The sequence below is a fragment of the Rhodobacteraceae bacterium LMO-JJ12 genome, from assembly GCA_021555075.1.
In the GTDB taxonomy this organism is placed as follows: Bacteria; Pseudomonadota; Alphaproteobacteria; order Rhodobacterales; family Rhodobacteraceae; genus JAKGBX01.
In genome coordinates, this window is the sequence record JAKGBX010000001.1 from 1,011,001 (window position 1) to 1,030,777 (window position 19,777).

The window sequence follows — 19,777 nt, forward strand, 5'->3', positions numbered from 1 at the left end:
CTTATTCGGGCTCCTGAACAAAGGCCGCCATTGCAACAAGCGCGCTTTGGCCGGCGCCATCGGTGGTGAGCTTTTTGCCCAAGCCGGTGGTCGGGAAGAACGGGTCGAATTTCACACAGGCACGCAGGATCATCATTTCGTTCTCACGCCCGTTGACGAAGGAACGCACAGGTTCCACCGGTTTTGAGTTGTCGACACAGTCCACGTCCTCGTCCAATGACACTGCGTTGCGCAGATCGACCTGAACCATCTCCAGGCGCAGGCTTGAGGAACAGTTGGGAATCAACCCGGCAGTTTCACAGATGGCATCCTTGATGGCGTCATGCTGCGGCGCTGCACCGGTGGTCAGACGAATATCGCGCACTGCCAGATCCAAACCGCGTTCCAGCATGGTGTGGCGCAGGGTGATCATGCCCAACTCGACCGAGCTGAGGAAAAGCCCGATGAAGAACGGGAAGACAATCACGAACTCTACCGTCACCGAGCCTTCCTCTTTGCGCCACAGCCGTGTCAGATTGCCGGGCCACAGACGCTTGATGCGCGCGCCCAATCCATCATGCGGTCTCATTGTACCAACCTCAGTTTCGAGATCGACGCGGCGATCGAGATAAAGGCATCCTCAATTTCGATCCCGTCCACATCAAAGAAGTGAGCTTGCGAGCTTGCACAGTTTTCCAGAACCGCCTCACCATGGTACGGTGCCTCCAGCCCGATCGAGAAGATAATGATCCCGGCGTCCTTGGCGGCGTCGCAGATGTCGTCCATCCGGTTGTCCTTGGTGCTGCCGCTGACATAATTGTAGGCGTAGCTGCGCCAATAGCTGTTAGCGTAATTGCTGCTCCAGATGCCTGAATACAGCTCGTAGGCGATCCATTCATTCGAGGCCTGATGGAACAGCTCGGGGAAGGTCAGCCGGTTCGAGTCGTTGCCCATGAAAGGTTGCGAGCCGTAATAGACCTGCCCGCCCCAGTAGTTTCCTGATGACACATAGAACCAGGCTGAATTGGTATAGGCTTGGCTGCTGTAACTCCAGTCGGTCGGGCGCTTGTAGTAATAGGTCGAGCCCGACTTGACCGAATAGACGCGTTCAATATCGCCATCGCCGTCATGATCGCCCTCATAGTACCACACATCGGTGTTGCCATCGCGATAGTCGTCGTCGAGATAGTATTGCGCGGTGTTCTCACCGTCCGACATCACCACCAGCACCTTCAGCGCGCCTTCGTCATAAGCCACGGGGCGTTCGGAGAAGAGGTTGTCCACATCACCATCGGCAATCATCTCGGTGACAACGGCATTCATGCTCGGATCGAGCAGCGCCGCACCCCATTTGACGCCGATATCGGTCGAGGTGTTACCGGCGGGCTCAAAGCCTTCGATATAGGTGTGCAGGTCACTTTCACTCAGCGAATAAGCCATGATCTTCGAGCTGGAACGCTCAGGACAGATCGGCAGTCGCAGGTTGCTTTCCACCCGATACCAGGGGTCGAACGGGCCGGTGCGCTCGAGTTCATCCTCCGTGGAAATCGGGATGCTGTCGAAATCATTCGAGTAGAAGTTCACGCAATCAGAATAGGAGTGTTCGCTGGTCAGGTTGAAATGCTGGGACAGTTTTTCGCCTGCGTTCACCTGGGTGGCGTAGGGCACGATTGAAACCGAGACATCGCCCACCGGGCCGGAATTCAGCATGGTTGTGACAAATTCCTTGGCCGCAGACTTGAGGTGGGACATCCGGTTGTTTGACCCCATCGAGCCGGACATATCGAGCACCAGCGAGATTTCCACACCGTCGACGCTTTCGGCTGCGGTGCCGGCTGCCGGGGCTGCCAGCGAGTCGATGCCCATCATGTGAATGAACTGCGTCGTCATATCGATCTCTGCAGTGGCAGACACTTCCTTATAGTTCAGCCCCTGATCGACCGTCACCGACGACAGGTATTGCGACATTTCGGATTTGGCGAAATAGTCTTCCACCACCCCCTGCGCATCGAGCGTCTGGTCAAGGTCAGCCGCTGCCAGAACGGCGCGGTCAAGTGTGTTTTGAAGCGATGTCCGGGTGTATTCGAACCGCATCAAATCGACGCCGATACCGCCGATCAACAGGATCATAAGCATAAGGCCGACACCGAAGAAAACCAGAACTCCGCTCTCTTCATCGCGAAACGCACGAACGCGATCTTCCATCTGGCGCAAGCGTGCGCCGCGGGCCTGAACGGGCTTGTTTTTGATCTTCTCGTCGGTTTTTGTCTGAACGTGTTTCAACATCGTCCCACTCTCTTGCTATCTCGCGTAAGAATTCAGTGCGAGGTGTCCCCAATGGTGTTTATGCGGGGCGGGCGTGTCGATATTTGGGCGAAACAGTGATGTTTGCGGTCAATTTGTGGTGCATTTGTTGGATGCTCGGGGCCGCTTTAAGACGCGGGCGTGGCGCAATTGCGGCGGCTTCCTCTGCGGCAATCGCAAAAACCCGGCCTTGGCGGCCGGGTTCTTCATGTGTTTGCCGTGGGTTGTCGACGTTCTTCGCCTTTGCGACCGGCCTTGTTTCGTTCGCGGGGCCTGGCGCGACGGGTCAGGCCGCAGGATCAAACAGCAGTTGCGGTGCAAATCGCGGGCGCGTGAACACGAACGTGCTGATCGTCTTGTTGTTCAGCCCGATATTGAACGGCGCGTCATAGTCGGTCCAGGTTTCCACCAGCACCAGTTGCTCTTCATCCACCATCGTCGGCAGACGGCTCGCCAGGGTGCTGACATCCCCATCGCTCAGCGCGCCGATGGTGCCACGCACTTGCGACCATTCGATATAATGCTGGTTGTTGTCCTGATCATAGCGCACCACCGTGACCCGCAGGCGGCGTTCGTTGCTTGAGCGGGTCAGAAAGTCCAGCATCGAGTAGACGTTGTCGAGATACTCAGCGTTAATCGGCGGGTCCGTTTCGCGCGACAGCATGTCCGAGATCGTATAGGCTGCCTTGTGGTTGATCGAAGTCTGCCGGTAGGCATCAAAAAAGGTGTAAAGCCCGCAATAGGCCCACAGCAGTATCGGCAGCATGATCACGGCCTCAACCGTGATGCTGCCGCGCGAGTCGTGTGAAAATCCGGCGATCCGCGCCCGCGAACGGGCTGCAAACGCCCGCAATCCGTTGAGGGTTTTGTGCAAGGTCATCCGCGCGGCTCCTGAACAAAGGCCGAAGCGGCCGTCATGGCAACATTGCCGGCACCGTCACTGTTCTCTGCCATCTGATAGCCCAGCCCGGCGGTTGGAAAGATCGGCGAGAACACATAGCAGGCCCTCAGCATCATCAACTCGTTTGAGCCGCCATGCTCAAAGCTGCGCATCGGGTTGGACTCTTCGGAATGGTCGATGCAATCGGCGGATGCGGGGGGCGCAACATAGTCACGCGGATCCACCAGGATCATTTCAAGCCGCAGGTTAGCATCGCATTGCGGCAACACGCCGGCATACTCACAGATTGCGTCCTTGATGTCGTCATGGCTGGGGTTCGTGCCGGTGCCGAGACGAATGTCGCGCACCGCCATATCCAGCCCGCGTTCCAGCATCGAGTGGCGGAAATGGACCATGCCCAACTCGACCGACGACAGGAGCAGCGTAATATAGAAGGGGAACATGATGGCGAATTCCACCGTGGCAGAGCCGCTCTCACCCTTCCACCATTGGCGCAGCGCGGCGCCGCTTCTTGCAAATAGAGTGCTCATTGGGTCAACCTCAGTTGGGCGATCGACGCTGCGATGGCCTGGAACGCGCTCGAGATTTCCACACCGTTCACGTCAAAGAAGTGGCTCGGGGTGCTGGCGCAGGCGCGCATCTGGTTCTCGCCGTTCGTCGTGGCCTCAAAGCCGATCGAATAGATCATCACTTCGTTGTCCTTGGCCTGCGAGCAAATCGCCTGAAGGCGGTTATCCTTGGCCCCTGCCGGAACGTATTGGCGCAGATTGTTATACCAGTCATTCGCCGCCATGCCCGCTCCGGCACCGCCATAAAGACTGACATAGGCCGGTTGAAAGTTGTGGCTGCGGTTGTATTTCAACGTGTTGAAGGCGAAAAGCTCAGGGTAAGTCAGACGCTGCGCGCTGCCGTTTTCATTCGTGCCCTCACCATAGGCATGATCGCGCCATGTGCTGTTGTGCACCCAGAAATATTCGTTGGGCGTGCTCCCGATGCGGATCGAATAGCGGTCGGCATCGGCGTTGTAATAGACATCCGAAAAGCCGCTGCGGCGATCTTCGCGCAATTGGTATTGCGACGTGTTCTCGCCATCGGTCATCACCACGATCACCTTCAGCACCTGAGGTTCGTCAAACGACACCGGACGCCCGGCGTTGAAATTCGACACATCGCCATCTTCGATCATTGCGCTGATCACGGGCTGGGTGCCGGGATCTACCAGGGCCGTGGCCCACTTCATTGCCACATCAATCGAGGTATTGCCGCCGGCCTGAAACGAATTGATCTTGTTGTGCAACTGCGTCGCGTTGTTGCTCATCACCATGATTTCCGAAAACCCGGTGGTCGGACAGACGGGTTGCTGCAACCCGCCCTGCGCCGCTGTCGCCACCGGCGGGAAGGCGCGCTCGGAACTGCCCCACGGATCGAAATGCGCGGTCCGGTTCAGCGCCTGCTCTGGGCTCAGCGCGGTGGTGTCGAAATCGGCAGCGTCGAAATCCACGCAATGCGAATAGCTGTGCTCGGTCGAGGCGTTGTAATGCGACAAAAGCGCCTCACCGGCATTCACCTGGGTGTTGTATGGCACGATTGAAATCGTCACATCGCCGACCTGGGCCAGGCCCAGAATGGTATCGACAAACTCGCGCGCCGCCGGCTTGAGGTTCACCAGTTTGTTGTTCCATCCCATCGAGCCGGACACGTCCAGAACCATCACCACTTCGATGCCGTCGATAGCTTCTTCCGCGGCGGCGGCGGCAGGGGCAACCAGATTGTCGACTCCCACCATATGAATGAATTGCGTCGGCACGGTCAGCGACGCATTCGCCTGAACGCTCTTGAAATTGATTTCCGACGTGACCTGCGGCGCGCCAGTCAGCGTCGCGTCGATCCCGGCCTTGTCGATATAATCCTGCACCACGGCGGCCGCGTCGAGCGGCTGTTGCAGGTCGGCGGCGGCCAGAACGGCGCGGTCAAGCGTGTTTTGCAACTGGGTGCGTTTCATCTCGAAATGCATCAGATCGACACCGATCCCGGCCACCAACAGGATGATCACGAAAAGGAAGATCGAAAAGAACACCATCACGCCGCTCTCGTCGCGGATGAATCCAAAGGTATACCGGCGGGCAAGCTGTTGGGCATATTCAAACGAAGACCCAGACAACAACCCATGCGCGGGGCGCATTTCACGGCTCTCGCCCACGGGTAATTCTTCGCGGAAAAGCTCCGACGATGCGTGGCTTGTCATTGGTTTCACCTTCCCACTTGGTCGCTTTGACCGGGCCCCACACCCACACATTCCACCGACTCTCTTCTCCCTCTCAAAAATGGCTAAAATTGGGCGAAAATTTGGGAAAAACCGTGCCTTTGTTGCTGATTTTCCAGTAATAAGTCGGTCCCGGCCTGGATGTTTCCAATTCGGCTACAATTTGAAACGAATCCGCTCCAAGCAAAAGAGGCTCCGGCCCCTGACGCGCCCCGATTCTGCCTCAAAGCGACTCTTGTGAATGCAATGTTGTGTGAACCCAATCGAAAGGGTTGTTTGCCATTTTCTGCGAACCTGCGAGACTTTGCCCGGAGGACGCGAGCGAGTCGACGCTCGCAAGGTTACACGCGCGAGGAGGCGCACCGCATCAATGAGCACCAACAAAGAACCGAGTTTCCGCGAAAGCGTCGATCTGATGTTCAACCGAGCCGTGGCGATCATGGACCTGCCGCCGGGACTTGAGGAGAAGATCCGCGTCTGCAACGCCACCTATACGGTGCGCTTCGGGGTGCGCCTTCGCGGCCAGATTCAGACCTTTGTCGGCTATCGCTCGGTGCATTCCGAACATATGGAACCGGTCAAGGGCGGCATCCGCTATGCCCTGTCGGTCAATCAGGACGAGGTCGAGGCGCTGGCGGCGCTGATGACCTACAAATGCGCTCTGGTGGAAACCCCGTTTGGCGGCTCCAAGGGTGGTCTGTGCATCGACCCGCGCGAATATGACGAATACGAGCTTGAGCTCATCACCCGCCGCTTCGCCTATGAGTTGGCCAAGCGCGATCTGATCCACCCGTCGCAGAACGTGCCCGCCCCCGACATGGGCACGGGCGAGCGTGAGATGGCCTGGATCGCCGATCAATACGCCCGCATGAACACCACCGACATCAACGCCCGCGCCTGTGTCACCGGCAAGCCGCTGAACGCCGGCGGCATTGCCGGGCGGGTCGAAGCAACCGGGCGCGGCGTGCAATACGCCCTGCGCGAATTCTTCCGCCACCCCGAGGATGTCAAGATCGCCAACCTCGACGGCAAGCTTGAGGGCAAGCGGGTAATCGTGCAGGGTCTCGGCAATGTCGGCTATCACGCTTCCAAGTTCCTTCAGGAGGAAGATGGCTGTCACATCACCGGCATAATTGAGCGTGATGGCGCATTGTTCAGACCCGAAGGGCTTGATGTCGGTGCTGTGCATGCCTGGCTGGTCAAACATGGCGGCATTTCGGGCTTCCCCGATGCGAAATACGTCACCGATGGCGCGACCATTCTGGAAGAAGACTGCGACATCCTGATCCCCGCCGCGCTGGAAGGGGTCATCACGATGCAAAACGCCGCGCGGATCAAGGCCCCGCTGATCATCGAGGCCGCCAATGGCCCGATCACCGCGGGCGGCGACGAGATCTTGCGCAAGAAGGGCACTGTCATCATCCCCGACATGTATGCCAACGCCGGCGGCGTGACCGTTTCCTACTTTGAGTGGGTCAAGAACCTCTCCCATATTCGCTTTGGCCGGATGCAGCGCCGCCAGGAGGAGGCCCGTCACCAGTTGGTGGTCGACGAGTTGGAGCGGCTCGATCGTTATCTGGGCGGTGCCTGGAGCATGACGCCGGACTTCAAGTCCAAGTATCTGCGCGGCGCAGACGAGCTTGAACTGGTGCGCTCGGGCCTCGATGACACGATGCGCACCGCCTATCAGTCAATGCGCGAGGTCTGGCACACCCGCGACGATGTCGAGGACCTGCGCATGGCGGCCTATCTCGTCTCGATTGATCGCGTCGCCGCCAGCTATCGTGCCAAGGGGCTCTGAGGGCGCTGCTATACTGGAAGTCACCAAGAGCCACGACGCCCCCGGATGCAGCTTGTTTGTTTCCCGGGGGGCCATCATGGTGAAAGTCGGCTTCGAGGCCAATGTAACCGATGCTTCGTATCGCATGAATGGCTGCAGTGCGCAGATAGCTACTTTGCAAAGTTCGGGAGAACGGCCCTGAGATTACGTTCCTGTCAGGCACAGCAGATGACCACTCTTAAAACCAAAGTCGACCTCCAAAAACGGTGCTAGATTCAGAAAAGCAAAACAAATGATTGGATTTTACCCGCTTGGATTGCAAGATTAGATCGCACTGGGGATTCGGATTTAGAGCCTTAAGTTAAGAAGGCAGAAAAAATTTATGACACGGATTATTGATTTAGACGCCGCAGCGGCAAAAGCGTATCTTGAGAAGCCAGAATGTTACTTTCGGTCTGATTTCCCGCCTTACATTAGCTTTGAGACGATCCTGAAAGACACGGCTGCCGCTATGGGAGGCCAAGCGTACACCGCTTTTCAAAAGGCCAAACCGGAACGAGCCGTGGATATGGCAGGCGTCAACTACGAGTTGCTTAGCACAAAGGACGGTCGCTTTGCGTGGCGGCCGTTTGAGCTCATTCATCCAGCGATCTACATGACGCTGGTGCAGATAATCTGCGAGCCCGCGAACTGGAAGCTACTTCAGGACCGTTTGAAAGAACTACACGCAGGTGCGGTGGAATGTACCAGCTTTCCCATGGCGTCTGAAGGCGCGGATAAACATGATGCGGTTCAGGTTCGGAATTGGTGGCTGCGCTACGAACAGCGCTCGCTAGAGCTTTCGTTGGAATATACGCACCTTCTGAAAACCGACGTGTCGAACTGCTACGGTTCACTTTATACGCACAGCATTCCTTGGGCTCTGTATGGGTACGAAACCGGCAAGGAAAAACAAAGCGACAAAAGTTTATTTGGTAACCAAGTCGATTTCCACATCAGGAACAGCCGGTATGGGCAAACGAACGGAATTACACAGGGTTCCGTTCTGATGGACATTATCGCCGAACTGGTATTGGCGTACGTTGATTATCTGATCACCGAGCGGCTCTCTGGCGATGAAGACTTTCACATCTTGCGGTACCGCGACGACTATAGCATTTTCACGCGGAACGATCAACGCGCAGCTGAGATCGTAAGGGTGATTAGTGACTGTCTCAGAAAAGTTGGGATGCAGCTTGGGGCTGCAAAGACTTCGGTGAGTACGAATATCGTTGAGGGCTCAATAAAGCCTGAAAAGTTAGCGGGTATTCAGCTCGAAGACATGGACATTGCACAAGCGAAGACCATCCAAAAGCAGCTTCTGCGCCTCCATGCTTTTGCGCGTCTGTACCCGAACACTGGAGCTATAAAGCGGCTAGCTGATAGCGTGTTTCAAAAGATATCGACCATTACTGATGTGCCCGATGATCTCGGTGTACAAGTGGCGATAGTTTGCGATATCGCAGCGGTCTCGCCTAGCGCATTTCCTGCATTGTCTGGTGTCCTTGCCAAACTTATTTCATTGGCCCCTGAACAAGATCGCCCTGAGATGTGGCAAAAGGTAGCTAAAAAGATGGAGCGGATACCGCACAATGGTCATCTTGAAGTTTGGCTCCAGCGCGTGACCAAAGCTAAAGGTGTTGGTGTGGAATTCGATAGTCTTGAGCCAATTTGTCAGATTGTTAATGGTCAGATGGCGCAACTCTGGAACAACGATTGGATCAGCAATCAAGCGTTAGTGCAGGCGCTTGATGTGACAAAGATAGTCATTAGCAAGCCAGAAGAACTCGAACCCGTTCCAAAAACAGAAGAGCTCTCACTTTTTCGAGAATATGCCGAATTCTCGTAATGTAGAAGCTATCGTATAGCAGTCTTTTGCTTAAACCGCAGCCAACGACCGCTTCCCGTCCGACCTGTGGAACGCCAAGTCCGCTTCGGGCTGGGAGCGGTCATTGCGGCGAGAAAGGCGAACGGCAGTTGTGTCCCGCCAAGCGGACGCCGCGACAAGGCGTATCGAAGCGGTGGATCTTGCACCCAGCGCAACGGCCTTGTGCAAAAATACCGCGCGGCTCGTCGCCAACAGGACAGTTCCTGTCGGGATCGCAGAATTCTATGCCTCCCCCATTGATACTCTGACCACAACTTGCTTCACTGGCAGAGCATAAATCTTGGGGGCCGACATGCGCTTTTCCGCGCTGAAAATTCTGACCGAGGGCCTGAGCGGCAACAAGGGCTGGACGCCGCATTGGCGCAACCCCGCGCCCAAAGCCGAATATGACGCGGTGATTATCGGCGGCGGCGGTCATGGCCTCTCGACCGCCTATTACCTGGCCAAGAACCACGGATTCACCAATATCGCCGTGCTGGAGAAGGGGTATCTGGGCGGCGGCAATGTCGGGCGCAATACCACCATCGTGCGCGCCAACTATTTCCTTCCGGGCAATTCCGAATTCTATTCGCATTCGCTCAAGCTCTGGGAAGGGCTGGAAGAAGAGCTGAATTTCAACGTCATGCACTCGCAGCGCGGCATGATAAACCTGTTTCATTCCGACGCTCAGCGCGACGCCGCCGTGCGGCGCGGCAATGCCATGATCAACCAGGGCGATGATGCCATCCTTCTGAGCCGCGCCGAGGTGCAAAAGATCCTGCCCTATCTCAACTATGAGCAGGAGCGTTTCCCGATCTATGGCGCCCTGTGTCAAAAGCGCGGCGGCACGGCGCGCCATGATGCCGTGGCCTGGGGCTATGCGCGGGGTGCCGACCGGCTCGGCGTTGATCTGATCCAGAATTGTGAAGTCACCGGCATCGACGTTGAAAACGGCAAGGTGACCGGCGTGCAGACCACCCGCGGCGCGATCAAGGCGGGGCGCGTCGGCATGATCACCGCCGGACGCTCAAGCCAGGTGGCCGCGATGGCGGGGATGCGCCTGCCGATCGAATCCCACGTGTTGCAGGCTTTTGTTACCGAAGGGTTAAAGCCCTGTATCGACCATGTGGTCACGTTTGGCATGGGCCACTTTTACATCTCGCAGAGCGACAAGGGCGGCTTGGTGTTTGGCGGAGATCTTGATTTCTATGCGTCTTATGCGCAGCGCGGCAACCTGCCCACCGCCGAACATGTGATCGAGGCGGGCGTGACCCTGATGCCGATGATCGGCAAGGCCAAGCTGCTGCGTTCGTGGGGCGGTATCATGGACATGTCGCCAGATGGTTCGCCGATCATTGATCACACGCATATCGACGGCCTCTTTCTCAATTGCGGCTGGTGTTACGGCGGGTTCAAGGCGGTGCCGGCCTCGGGCTGGTGCATGGCGCATCTGATGGCGACGAACACGCCACACGACTATGCTGCGCGCTTCCGGCTTGACCGGTTTGAAACCGGCCGCGGGCTGATTGACGAAGAAGGCACGGGAAGTCAGCACAATTTGCACTGATGCGCTTGGGGGAAGGACGGGATTTGGATATTTTTGGCAAGATGAAGATCAAAGTGGTGCCCCAACTTAGAGGTCGCTATGCGCATTGATTGCCCCCTTTGCGGGTCTCGTGATCGGCGCGAATTTACCTATAAGGGGGACGCTCTGGCGCTCAACCGCCCCGCGCCGGATGCGCCTGCCGCTGACTGGAACGATTATCTGCACAATCGCGACAACCCCGCCGGGTTTACCCGCGAACTCTGGTATCATGAAAGCGGCTGCGCCGCCTGGCTGGTTGTCATCCGCAACGTCAGCAGCCATGAAATCAAGCATGTATCGCTGGCGCGCGATGCAGGGGGGGGCGGGACATGAGGCTTGCGCGCGGCGGTCTGATCGATCGCTCCAAACCCGTCCGCTTTTCCTATGACGGCCATTCCTATCAGGGCTTTGAGGGCGATACGCTGGCATCTGCCCTGATCGCCAACGATATCCGCGTCATGGCGCGCAGTTTCAAATATCACCGCCCGCGCGGCGTCATGACCGCCGGGAGCGAAGAGCCAAACGCGCTGGTCACACTGGGGCAGGGTGCGGGGCAGGAGCCCAACCTGCGCGCCACCATGATCGAGCTTTACGACGGGCTTGCCGCGCGCTCGCAAAACTGCTGGCCGTCGGTGAATTTCGATCTGCTTGCGCTCAACGATCTCGCGGCACCGTTTTTTGGCGCCGGGTTCTATTATAAAACCTTCATGTGGCCGCGCACCTTCTGGGAAAAGCTCTACGAACCTATGATCCGGCGCGCCGCCGGTCTGGGCGCGCTGTCGCGTGACCCCGGCAATGATAGGTATGAGCGCGCTTTTGCCCATTGCGATCTGCTCATCATCGGCGCAGGCCCCACTGGTCTGATGGCTGCGCTTGAGGCTGGACGTGCCGGCGCTGATGTAATTCTTGCCGATGAAGATGCGCTTATGGGTGGCCGCCTCAACGCCGAGCGCGACGAGATCGAGGGGCAGCCTGGCGCCGAATGGGCCGCCGAGACCGTCGCCGCGTTGGCCGAGATGCCCAATGTCCGCCTGATGCCGCGCACCGCCGTGACCGGCGCCTATGATCACGGCACCTACAGTGCGATCGAGCGTGTCTCGATGCATCGCGCCAATCCGGGCAAAGCCCCGCGCGAGGCCTTCTGGCGCATCGCGGCGCGGCGCACCATCCTTGCCGCCGGTGCGCTTGAACGCCCTATCGCGTTTCAAAACAATGACCGTCCCGGCATCATGATGGCGGGAGCCTTGCGCGCCTATCTCAATCGTTATGGCGTCAGCCCGGGCCGCGCCGTCGCCGTCTTTGGCAATAACGACAGCGCCCATCAGACCGCCCGTGACCTACAGGCCGCAGGTGTCCACATTTCGGCCCTGATCGACAGCCGGCCCGGCGCCAAAACCGACCTTGACCTGCCGTTCTATCGTGGTCAGGTCTGTGGCACGGAGGGGCGCAAGGGGCTGGAATCCATCTCGATCGCCACCGCAAGCGGCATCGAGAAGGTGCAGGCCGATTGCCTTGCCATATCCGGCGGTTGGAACCCGACCTTGCATCTCACCTGCCACATGAACGGGCGCCCAGATTGGAGCGAGCATATCGCTGCCTTCATCCCCAAACCGGGCATGGTTCCGGGGCTTGATGCTGCCGGGGCGGCAAACGGCGCGTTTTCCACTTTGGCCGCGCTGCAAGAGGGGCAATCTGCCGCTCAGGCCGCGCTTGACCATCTCGGGCTGAAAGCCGCCAACACGCCCTTGCCCAAGGCAGAAGACGCCCAATACAACATCTTCCCGCTCTGGTCCGTTCCCGGCAAGGGGCGCGCCTGGCTTGATTTCCAGAATGACGTGACCGTCAAAGACGTGAAACAGGCAGCCGTCGAAAACTATGGCTCGGTCGAGCACATGAAGCGCTATACCACTCAGGGCATGGCGCCCGATCAGGGCAAGAATTCGAACGTCAACGCACTTGCCATCCTTGCCGATGCTACCGGGCGCAGCATCGTTGAGACCGGCACCACCACGTATCGCGCGCCCTATGCGCCCACCACAATGGCCGCCATCGCCGCAGGGACTTCGGGCAAGGGCTTTGCTCCGGAACGCCTGACCACCTCGCACGCGGCCACCCTTGCAGCCGGCGCGCCGATGATCGAAGCGGGCCTGTGGTATCGCCCCTCTTATTTCCCTGCATCGGGGGAAACCACGTGGCGCCAATCGTGCGATCGCGAAATTGGCTATGTGCGCAATTCGGTTGGCATCTGCGATGTCTCCACCTTGGGCAAGATCGACATTCAGGGGCCGGATGCCGACGCACTCCTCGATCTCGCCTATACCGGCACATTCTCGACGCTCAAAGTGGGCCGCACCCGCTATGGCTTGATGCTGCGCGAGGATGGTCATGTGATGGACGACGGCACCACCGCACGCCTTGGCGAAACCCACTACCTGATGACCACCACGACCGCCGCCGCAGGCGAGGTCATGCGTCACCTCGAATTTATCCGCCAGGGCCTGCGCCCCGATCTCGACGTTCAGATCATGTCAGTTACGGAACAATGGGCGCAATTCGCCGTTGCCGGTCCGAAATCGCGCGACCTGCTCAACCGCCTGCTGGATAAGCCCATCGACAACGAGAGCTTCCCCTTCATGGCCTGCGGAGAGGTCGCGCTTGGCGGGCTTGCCGCGCGGCTCTTTCGCATCTCGTTTTCGGGCGAACAGGCTTACGAGATCGCGGTTCCCGCGCGCTATGGCGACAGCCTGTTCCGCCTGTTGAAGTCGCGGGCCGAAGGCATGGGCGGCGGAGCCTACGGGATGGAGGCGCTCAATGTGTTGCGGATTGAGAAAGGTTTCATCACCCACGCCGAAATCCATGGCCGCACCACCGCATATGACGTCGGCCTGCAAGCCATGGTCAGCCAAAAGAAAGACTGCATCGGCAAGGCCGCCTCCGAACGTCCCGGCCTGATGGAGCCCGAGCGTGAACGCCTGATCGGCCTCAAACCCACCGGCGTGGTGAAACAGCTCACCGCCGGCGCGCATCTCTTCAATGCCGGAGAGGACGCGACACGCGAGAATGATCAGGGCTATGTCACTTCGGTCGCCTTCTCGCCGACGCTGGGCCATTTCATTGGTCTGGCTTTCCTGAAACAGGGCCCCGACCGGTTGGGAGAGGAGATCCGCATGGTCGATCATGTCCGTGGCGTTGAGACCACCTGTGAAGTTTGCGATCCTGTCTTCTTTGATCCGGACGGAGGGCGCGCCCGTGGCTGATCTCATCGCCAGAACCCCGCTGAATGCAATGGCGCCGCGCACCATCGGCAACGTGACACTCAGCGAACTGACATTCGACGCGATCACCTCGCTCGCGCCCTTCAAGGGACAGCAGAAATCGGTTTCCGACGCGTTGAAAAGCCAGATTAACGCCGCTTTGCCCAAACCCAACCGTGCCACCGGCAAGGCCGCCGCGCGCGTGGTCTGGTTCGGGCTGGATCAGGCGCTGGTTCTCGGCCCGCCGCTCGCGGCCATCCCCGGCGCCGCGATGACCGATCAGGGCGACGCGTGGACCTGCGTCCAACTTGACGGGCAAGACGCGCGTGACGTGCTGGCCCGGCTCACTCCGCTCGACCTGCGCGCCGCGATCTTCAAGACCGGACATGCCGCACGAACCGAGATCGCCCATATGAGCGGTCTGATCCTGCGCACCGGTGCCACGCGGTATCAACTGATGGTGTTCCGTTCGATGGCACAAACTTTGAGTCATGAAGTTGAAAGCGCGATGCAAATGGTTGCCGCGCGGCAAGACCCCTGAGCACCCAGCCTGTTAAGAAATAACGCCACCACCGCGCGCCGGATTAACCTGTGTTGTCGCCCCTGACGCTGCATTGCGGCGGTGCACGCAAGTCAGCCGGGCAGCAGCCGCAGATCACCCCCGCTCCCCTGCCGCGCAGCAGTGACGTTAACCTCTCCGTCCTCTCTCCGCGCGCCGTTCACGAAAATTCAAGGTGAACAACCCGCGCCAGCAGGTTAAAAGAACGTTCAAACCTGTTGCCTCCGGAGAGACCGAATGCGCCTTTTATTCGCCACCGCCCTGATCACCGTCACCGCACTTCCGGCTCTCGCCGAAACCGATAAACAACGCGAGGCGCGTTGTGCCGCACAATCCGAAATTGTCGCGCAAGCTGTTGAAATGCGTCAGAAAAGAAAGTCCGAGGCAAAGGTGAAAGAGGCTATCCTCGAAGGCGTTGATGAAAAGCTCGCCCCCTCTGTGCCGATCCTTGTGGGCTACGTCTACACACTCCACCGCAAGGATTTGAAAGAGGACATTTCCGGCGCCTTTAAGCAGCAGTGCTCTGATTTCAAACAGTAAAATTCTTATCGTGGCTTTACGCTTTGGCGGCTTGCGGTGACGCCTCGTTCGCCGATATGATACCCTATCATGTCACTACCCCCCGGTTTCCTTGATGAATTGCGCACCCGAACCTCGCTTAGCCAGGTGGTCGGGCGCAAGGTCATGTGGGATACGCGCAAGTCCAATCAGGGCAAGGGCGACATGTGGGCGCCTTGCCCCTTTCATCAGGAGAAAAGCGCGTCTTTTCATGTAGATGACCGCAAGGGATTCTATTATTGCTTTGGCTGTCACGCCAAGGGCGATGCGATTTCCTTTGTCCGCGAAACCGAAAATGTCAGCTTCATGGAAGCGGTTGAAATTCTCGCGCGCGAATCTGGCTTGACGATGCCCGCCCGCGACCCCCAGGCGCAACAAAAGGCCGACAAACGCACCGAGCTGGCCGAAGTGATGGACGCTGCGGTGCAGTTCTTCCGCCTGCAAATGCACACGTCCGCTGCGGCTAACGCTCGGGAATACCTTGATAAAAGAGGTTTGAAAGAGGAAACCCAAGAAAAGTTCTCGATCGGTTTTGCGCCCGATGGCTGGCAAAACCTCTGGGATCATCTGCGCGCCAAATCGGTCTCGGAAGAGCTGATCTTCGCCTGCGGTCTGGCCAAACCCTCGACCCGTGAAAATGGCCGCCCCTATGACACGTTCCGCAATCGCATCATCTTTCCGATCCGCGATGCACGGGGACGCTGCATTGCCTTTGGCGGTCGCGCGATGGACCCGGCGGACAACGCCAAGTATCTGAATTCGCCGGAAACTCTTCTGTTCGACAAATCCCGCACGCTTTATAATCAAGGCCCGGCACGGGAAGCCGCAGGCAAGGGTGCGCCCTTGATCGTCGCCGAAGGTTACATGGATGTGATCGCGCTCTGCGAGGCCGGGTTCGGTGCAACGGTCGCGCCGCTTGGCACCGCTGTGACCGAACATCAACTCGCGCTCCTCTGGCGCATCGCTGACGAGCCGATCATCGCGCTTGATGGTGATACCGCTGGCCTGCGCGCCGCCATGCGCGTGATCGACATCGCCCTGCCATTGCTTGAGGCTGGCAAGTCGCTGCGCTTTGCCCTCATGCCTGAGGGGCAAGATCCAGATGATGTGATCCGCGCCAAAGGGGCAGGCGCCATGCGCGCCCTTCTTGACGCTGCCATTCCAATGGTTTCGCTGTTGTGGCAACGCGAAACAGAAGGTCGGGTTTTCGACAGCCCCGAGCGCAAGGCGGCTCTGGATAAGACCTTGCGCGAAAAGATAAATCTGGTTCGCGATCCTTCGGTGCGCCAACACTATGGCCAGGCGATCAAGGACTTGCGTTGGCAGCTTTTCAATCCACGTCGCAGCACTGCGCGACCTTGGACGCCCGGCCAGAAGGCTGGCCAGAAATACGGGCAGAAATTCAACCAGTCACCGCCGGTAGAAACCTCCACCCGACATTCTGCGCTGGTCGGACAAAGCGTGCACTCGATGCTTTCCGCCGCCGACGAAGATCAACTTGATCAGCTGCGTATCTCTGTGGTCCTTGCCGTGCTGCTGGCCCATCCCCGCCTGCTGCCCGAGTTCGAATTCGATCTTTATGGCCTCGACACCCCCAATCGCTCCCTTTCCCAGATCCGCGATACGCTGTTGCGCGCCGTCGCCGAGCACAGTGAAAGCGAATTCGACAGCTTTTCGCCGGAAATTGACCCGTCAGACATTGAAAAACTCCTCGCCCAGCCGCATCTGAGGATCGTGCCCGCGCTGATCAAACCGCACGACACCGAACTTGCCGCGCAAACCGTGCGCGAGGAACTGGGAAAGCTGAAAGCCCGCCGCGCCCGCCGCGCCGAGGTGCTTGAGGCCGAAACCGATATCGCGCAAGTGGCGGACGAGGCGTTGACCTGGCGCTTGGGCCAAGCCGCCGAAGCGCGCAACCGGGCCGAGCATGGTAGTCAGGATGACAAGACAGAATACGAAACAGGGGACAATGGCGCCCGAATCAATCGCGAGGAACGCGACGCCTTCAAAGAGCTTCTCAGCAAGATCGGACATGCCAAACCGCAACGGTAACCGCATTTTGGTGAGGAAGAGGTAAAGAAATCAGGGTAAACGGGTGGCCGAATCACTATGAAGCCCCCATGATTCGCCAAACTGCGAATCACCCACTGCGGCCAGCCGATGATTCGGCGCTGCGGAGTTGGACCGACCAGGAGCACTGCATGGCCGCCAAGGATACCGAAGATCGCAAGCCCGACGACCAAGAAGCGGAAACGTCACTTGATATGAGCCAGACAGCGGTCAAGAAGATGATCGCCGAGGCACGTGAGAAGGGCTACATCACTTACGACCAGCTTAATCAGGTGCTGCCGCCTGATCAGGTTTCGTCCGAACAGATCGAAGACGTCATGTCGATGCTTTCGGAAATGGGCATCAACATCATCGAGGATGAAGAGGCCGAGGAAGAAGAGCAGAAGAACACCGAACTTGTGGCCGCAGGTCAGAAGGGCGAACTGACGCTTGGCTCGGGAACTGCCGAGAAGCTTGACCGCACCGATGATCCGGTGCGCATGTATCTGCGCGAAATGGGCTCGGTCGAGTTGCTCTCGCGCGAGGGCGAAATCGCCATCGCCAAGCGTATTGAGGCCGGCCGCAACACGATGATCCTCGGGCTTTGTGAAAGCCCGCTGACCTTTCAGGCGATCACCATCTGGCGCGACGAACTTCTCAGCGAAGACATCCTGCTGCGCGACGTGATCGACCTTGAGACAACCTTTTCGGGCCAGCTCGAAGATGAGGACGAGGCGTCAGTGGTCGAGGCAGCCAATGTCTCGACCGCGCCCAAGAAAGACGGCGAGAACCAACCCGAGCTCGACGCCGACGGCAACCCGATTGCCAGTGAAGACGACGATGACGATGAAGACGAGCAGGCCAACATGTCGCTCGCCGCGATGGAAGCCGCTCTGAAGCCACGGGTTCTGGAAACGCTTGATCGGATCGCCGACGATTACCTCATGCTGAGCGAGATGCAGGACAGCCGCATCTCGGCCACGATCAACGAAGATGACAGCTTTTCCGACAAGCAAGAGAATACCTATCAGACATTGCGCTCCGAGATCGTCGAACTGGTCAATGAATTGCACCTGCACAACAACCGGATCGAAGCTCTGATTGATCAGCTTTACGGCATCAACCGCCGGATCATGCAGATTGACAGCGCGTTTGTAAAACTGGCCGACCAGGCCCGCATCAACCGCCGCGAATTTGTCGACGCGTACCGCGACCGCGAACTTGATCCCAACTGGCTCGAAGAGATGGGCCAGAAATCCGGGCGCGGCTGGCAGATGTTCATCGAACGCAGCGCCGACAAGGTGGAAGAACTGCGCGCCGAAATGGCGCAGGTGGGTCAATATGTCGGCCTCGATATCCCCGAGTTCCGCCGCATCGTGCATCAGGTGCAAAAGGGCGAGAAAGAAGCGCGTCAGGCCAAGAAGGAAATGGTCGAGGCCAATCTGCGACTGGTGATTTCGATTGCCAAGAAATACACCAACCGCGGCCTGCAATTCCTTGATCTCATTCAGGAAGGTAACATCGGCCTGATGAAGGCCGTTGATAAGTTCGAATACCGCCGCGGCTATAAATTCTCCACCTACGCAACCTGGTGGATCCGGCAGGCGATCACCCGTTCCATTGCCGATCAGGCCCGCACCATCCGTATTCCGGTGCATATGATCGAGACGATCAACAAGCTGGTGCGCACCGGACGGCAAATGCTGCACGAAATCGGTCGCGAGCCGACGCCCGAGGAACTGGCCGAGAAGCTGCAAATGCCGCTCGAAAAGGTTCGCAAGGTGATGAAAATCGCCAAGGAGCCGATCTCGCTCGAAACCCCGATTGGTGACGAAGAAGACAGCCAACTGGGCGATTTCATCGAAGACAAGAACGCCGTCCTGCCGCTGGATTCCGCCATTCAGGAAAACCTGAAGGAAACCACGACTCGCGTTCTCGCCTCACTCACCCCGCGCGAAGAACGCGTGCTGCGCATGCGGTTTGGCATCGGCATGAACACCGACCACACCCTAGAAGAGGTCGGCCAGCAGTTCAGCGTCACCCGCGAACGTATCCGCCAGATCGAAGCGAAAGCACTGCGGAAGTTGAAGCATCCCAGCCGCTCGCGCAAGTTGCGCAGCTTCCTGGATCAGTGAGCCTAGGATGGGCGGTCTGCCCACCATACCAAAATGACGCCGATCACCGCGCTTCCCCAAGACCTGCAAATTTCCCTTGGGGGGCGCGACCTTATCGTTTTTGATGGCGTCTGCGTGCTCTGCTCGGGGTTCTTTCGCTTTGTTTTACGCCACGACAAACAGCACCGATTTTCCTTTGCGTTGGCGCAATCCCCTTTGGGATCAAAGCTTTACGATGTTCTCGGCTTGCCGACGCAAGAGTTCGATTCCAATCTCGTCATCATCAATGGCCAGATCCACCAACGCGGTGATGCCTTCGCCCATGCGATGCGCGCATTGGGCTGGCCATGGAAAATCTTTTATCCGCTGCGCTTCATTCCGGCATTCATCAAAGACCCGACCTATTACCTGATCGCACGTAATCGCTATCGGCTGTTTGGGCGCCATGACACCTGTCTTATGCCCGATACAGCGGTGAAATCCCGCTTCCTATCCGAGGGCTGGGTCGGGGTCATCGGATGACCG

General features: G+C 58.4%; 15 protein-coding genes. 10 read left to right on the forward strand and 5 right to left on the reverse strand.

Annotated features, from left to right (window positions below; all coding sequences use genetic code 11):
- Window position 1: 1 nt before the first annotated feature.
- The 5 genes from LZG00_04855 to LZG00_04875 all read right to left on the reverse strand — a co-directional run bounded on the left by LZG00_04855 (window position 2) and on the right by LZG00_04875 (window position 5,429).
- Entirely contained in the window at window positions 2-568 is a 567-nt protein-coding gene (locus LZG00_04855) for a pilus assembly protein (protein ID MCF3593323.1), read from the reverse strand.
- Window positions 565-2,265, reverse strand: coding sequence for a pilus assembly protein (locus LZG00_04860; GenBank protein ID MCF3593324.1), 1,701 nt, complete (start codon window positions 2,263-2,265; stop codon window positions 565-567). Before LZG00_04860 ends, LZG00_04855 begins: the two co-directional genes overlap by 4 nt.
- A 304-nt stretch (window positions 2,266-2,569) precedes the next feature.
- Window positions 2,570-3,163 carry a hypothetical protein gene (locus tag LZG00_04865; GenBank protein ID MCF3593325.1) on the reverse strand — a complete coding sequence of 198 codons (594 nt, stop codon included), beginning with the start codon at window positions 3,161-3,163 and terminating at the stop codon, window positions 2,570-2,572.
- Window positions 3,160-3,714 (reverse strand): pilus assembly protein, encoded by a 555-nt coding sequence (locus LZG00_04870; GenBank protein MCF3593326.1) that lies wholly within the window; start codon window positions 3,712-3,714, stop codon window positions 3,160-3,162. The genes LZG00_04865 and LZG00_04870 overlap by 4 nt, the downstream gene beginning before the upstream one ends.
- The gene (locus LZG00_04875) at window positions 3,711-5,429 is read right to left on the reverse strand and encodes a pilus assembly protein (GenBank protein ID MCF3593327.1); all 1,719 of its coding nucleotides are present in this window, start codon (window positions 5,427-5,429) and stop codon (window positions 3,711-3,713) included. The genes LZG00_04870 and LZG00_04875 overlap by 4 nt, the downstream gene beginning before the upstream one ends.
- Before the next feature lie 388 nt (window positions 5,430-5,817).
- Between LZG00_04875 and LZG00_04880 the strand changes: the two genes are divergently transcribed.
- The 10 genes from LZG00_04880 to LZG00_04925 all read left to right on the forward strand — a co-directional run bounded on the left by LZG00_04880 (window position 5,818) and on the right by LZG00_04925 (window position 19,774).
- Window positions 5,818-7,248: a Glu/Leu/Phe/Val dehydrogenase gene (locus LZG00_04880; GenBank protein ID MCF3593328.1), complete on the forward strand. Its 1,431-nt coding sequence runs from the start codon at window positions 5,818-5,820 to the stop codon at window positions 7,246-7,248.
- Window positions 7,249-7,609: 361 nt separating this feature from the next.
- The gene (locus LZG00_04885) at window positions 7,610-9,115 is read left to right on the forward strand and encodes an RNA-directed DNA polymerase (protein ID MCF3593329.1); all 1,506 of its coding nucleotides are present in this window, start codon (window positions 7,610-7,612) and stop codon (window positions 9,113-9,115) included.
- A gap of 331 nt (window positions 9,116-9,446) precedes the next feature.
- Window positions 9,447-10,700: a sarcosine oxidase subunit beta family protein gene (locus LZG00_04890; GenBank protein ID MCF3593330.1), complete on the forward strand. Its 1,254-nt coding sequence runs from the start codon at window positions 9,447-9,449 to the stop codon at window positions 10,698-10,700.
- Between the two features lie 78 nt (window positions 10,701-10,778).
- Complete coding sequence (locus tag LZG00_04895) at window positions 10,779-11,051, forward strand: sarcosine oxidase subunit delta (GenBank protein MCF3593331.1); 273 nt, start codon at window positions 10,779-10,781, stop codon at window positions 11,049-11,051.
- Window positions 11,048-13,975: a sarcosine oxidase subunit alpha family protein gene (locus LZG00_04900; protein ID MCF3593332.1), complete on the forward strand. Its 2,928-nt coding sequence runs from the start codon at window positions 11,048-11,050 to the stop codon at window positions 13,973-13,975. The genes LZG00_04895 and LZG00_04900 overlap by 4 nt, the downstream gene beginning before the upstream one ends.
- On the forward strand, window positions 13,968-14,513 hold the full coding sequence (locus LZG00_04905) for a sarcosine oxidase subunit gamma (GenBank protein MCF3593333.1): 546 nt from the start codon (window positions 13,968-13,970) through the stop codon (window positions 14,511-14,513). The genes LZG00_04900 and LZG00_04905 overlap by 8 nt, the downstream gene beginning before the upstream one ends.
- 255 nt (window positions 14,514-14,768) lie before the next feature.
- On the forward strand, window positions 14,769-15,071 hold the full coding sequence (locus LZG00_04910; protein ID MCF3593334.1) for a hypothetical protein: 303 nt from the start codon (window positions 14,769-14,771) through the stop codon (window positions 15,069-15,071).
- 69 nt (window positions 15,072-15,140) lie between these two features.
- Window positions 15,141-17,141: a DNA primase gene (dnaG, locus tag LZG00_04915; protein ID MCF3593335.1), complete on the forward strand. Its 2,001-nt coding sequence runs from the start codon at window positions 15,141-15,143 to the stop codon at window positions 17,139-17,141.
- A gap of 149 nt (window positions 17,142-17,290) precedes the next feature.
- A complete protein-coding gene (gene rpoD, locus LZG00_04920) occupies window positions 17,291-19,273 on the forward strand; it encodes an RNA polymerase sigma factor RpoD (GenBank protein ID MCF3593336.1) in 1,983 nt (660 codons plus the stop codon).
- Window positions 19,274-19,306: 33 nt separating this feature from the next.
- On the forward strand, window positions 19,307-19,774 hold the full coding sequence (locus LZG00_04925; GenBank protein MCF3593337.1) for a DCC1-like thiol-disulfide oxidoreductase family protein: 468 nt from the start codon (window positions 19,307-19,309) through the stop codon (window positions 19,772-19,774).
- The last annotated feature ends 3 nt before the right edge of the window (window positions 19,775-19,777 follow it).

Excerpts from the sequence above, each read along its gene's own strand:
- LZG00_04855 (MCF3593323.1), bottom strand. The coding sequence starts at position 568 with ATGAGACCGCATGATGGATTGGGCGCGCGCATCAAGCGTCTGTGGCCC.
- LZG00_04860 (MCF3593324.1), bottom strand. The coding sequence starts at position 2,265 with ATGTTGAAACACGTTCAGACAAAAACCGACGAGAAGATCAAAAACAAG.
- LZG00_04865 (MCF3593325.1), bottom strand. The coding sequence starts at position 3,163 with ATGACCTTGCACAAAACCCTCAACGGATTGCGGGCGTTTGCAGCCCGT.
- LZG00_04870 (MCF3593326.1), bottom strand. The coding sequence starts at position 3,714 with ATGAGCACTCTATTTGCAAGAAGCGGCGCCGCGCTGCGCCAATGGTGG.
- LZG00_04875 (MCF3593327.1), bottom strand. The coding sequence starts at position 5,429 with ATGACAAGCCACGCATCGTCGGAGCTTTTCCGCGAAGAATTACCCGTG.
- LZG00_04880 (MCF3593328.1), top strand. The coding sequence starts at position 5,818 with ATGAGCACCAACAAAGAACCGAGTTTCCGCGAAAGCGTCGATCTGATG.
- LZG00_04885 (MCF3593329.1), top strand. The coding sequence starts at position 7,610 with ATGACACGGATTATTGATTTAGACGCCGCAGCGGCAAAAGCGTATCTT.
- LZG00_04890 (MCF3593330.1), top strand. The coding sequence starts at position 9,447 with ATGCGCTTTTCCGCGCTGAAAATTCTGACCGAGGGCCTGAGCGGCAAC.
- LZG00_04895 (MCF3593331.1), top strand. The coding sequence starts at position 10,779 with ATGCGCATTGATTGCCCCCTTTGCGGGTCTCGTGATCGGCGCGAATTT.
- LZG00_04900 (MCF3593332.1), top strand. The coding sequence starts at position 11,048 with ATGAGGCTTGCGCGCGGCGGTCTGATCGATCGCTCCAAACCCGTCCGC.
- LZG00_04910 (MCF3593334.1), top strand. The coding sequence starts at position 14,769 with ATGCGCCTTTTATTCGCCACCGCCCTGATCACCGTCACCGCACTTCCG.
- dnaG (MCF3593335.1), top strand. The coding sequence starts at position 15,141 with ATGTCACTACCCCCCGGTTTCCTTGATGAATTGCGCACCCGAACCTCG.
- rpoD (MCF3593336.1), top strand. The coding sequence starts at position 17,291 with ATGGCCGCCAAGGATACCGAAGATCGCAAGCCCGACGACCAAGAAGCG.
- LZG00_04925 (MCF3593337.1), top strand. The coding sequence starts at position 19,307 with ATGACGCCGATCACCGCGCTTCCCCAAGACCTGCAAATTTCCCTTGGG.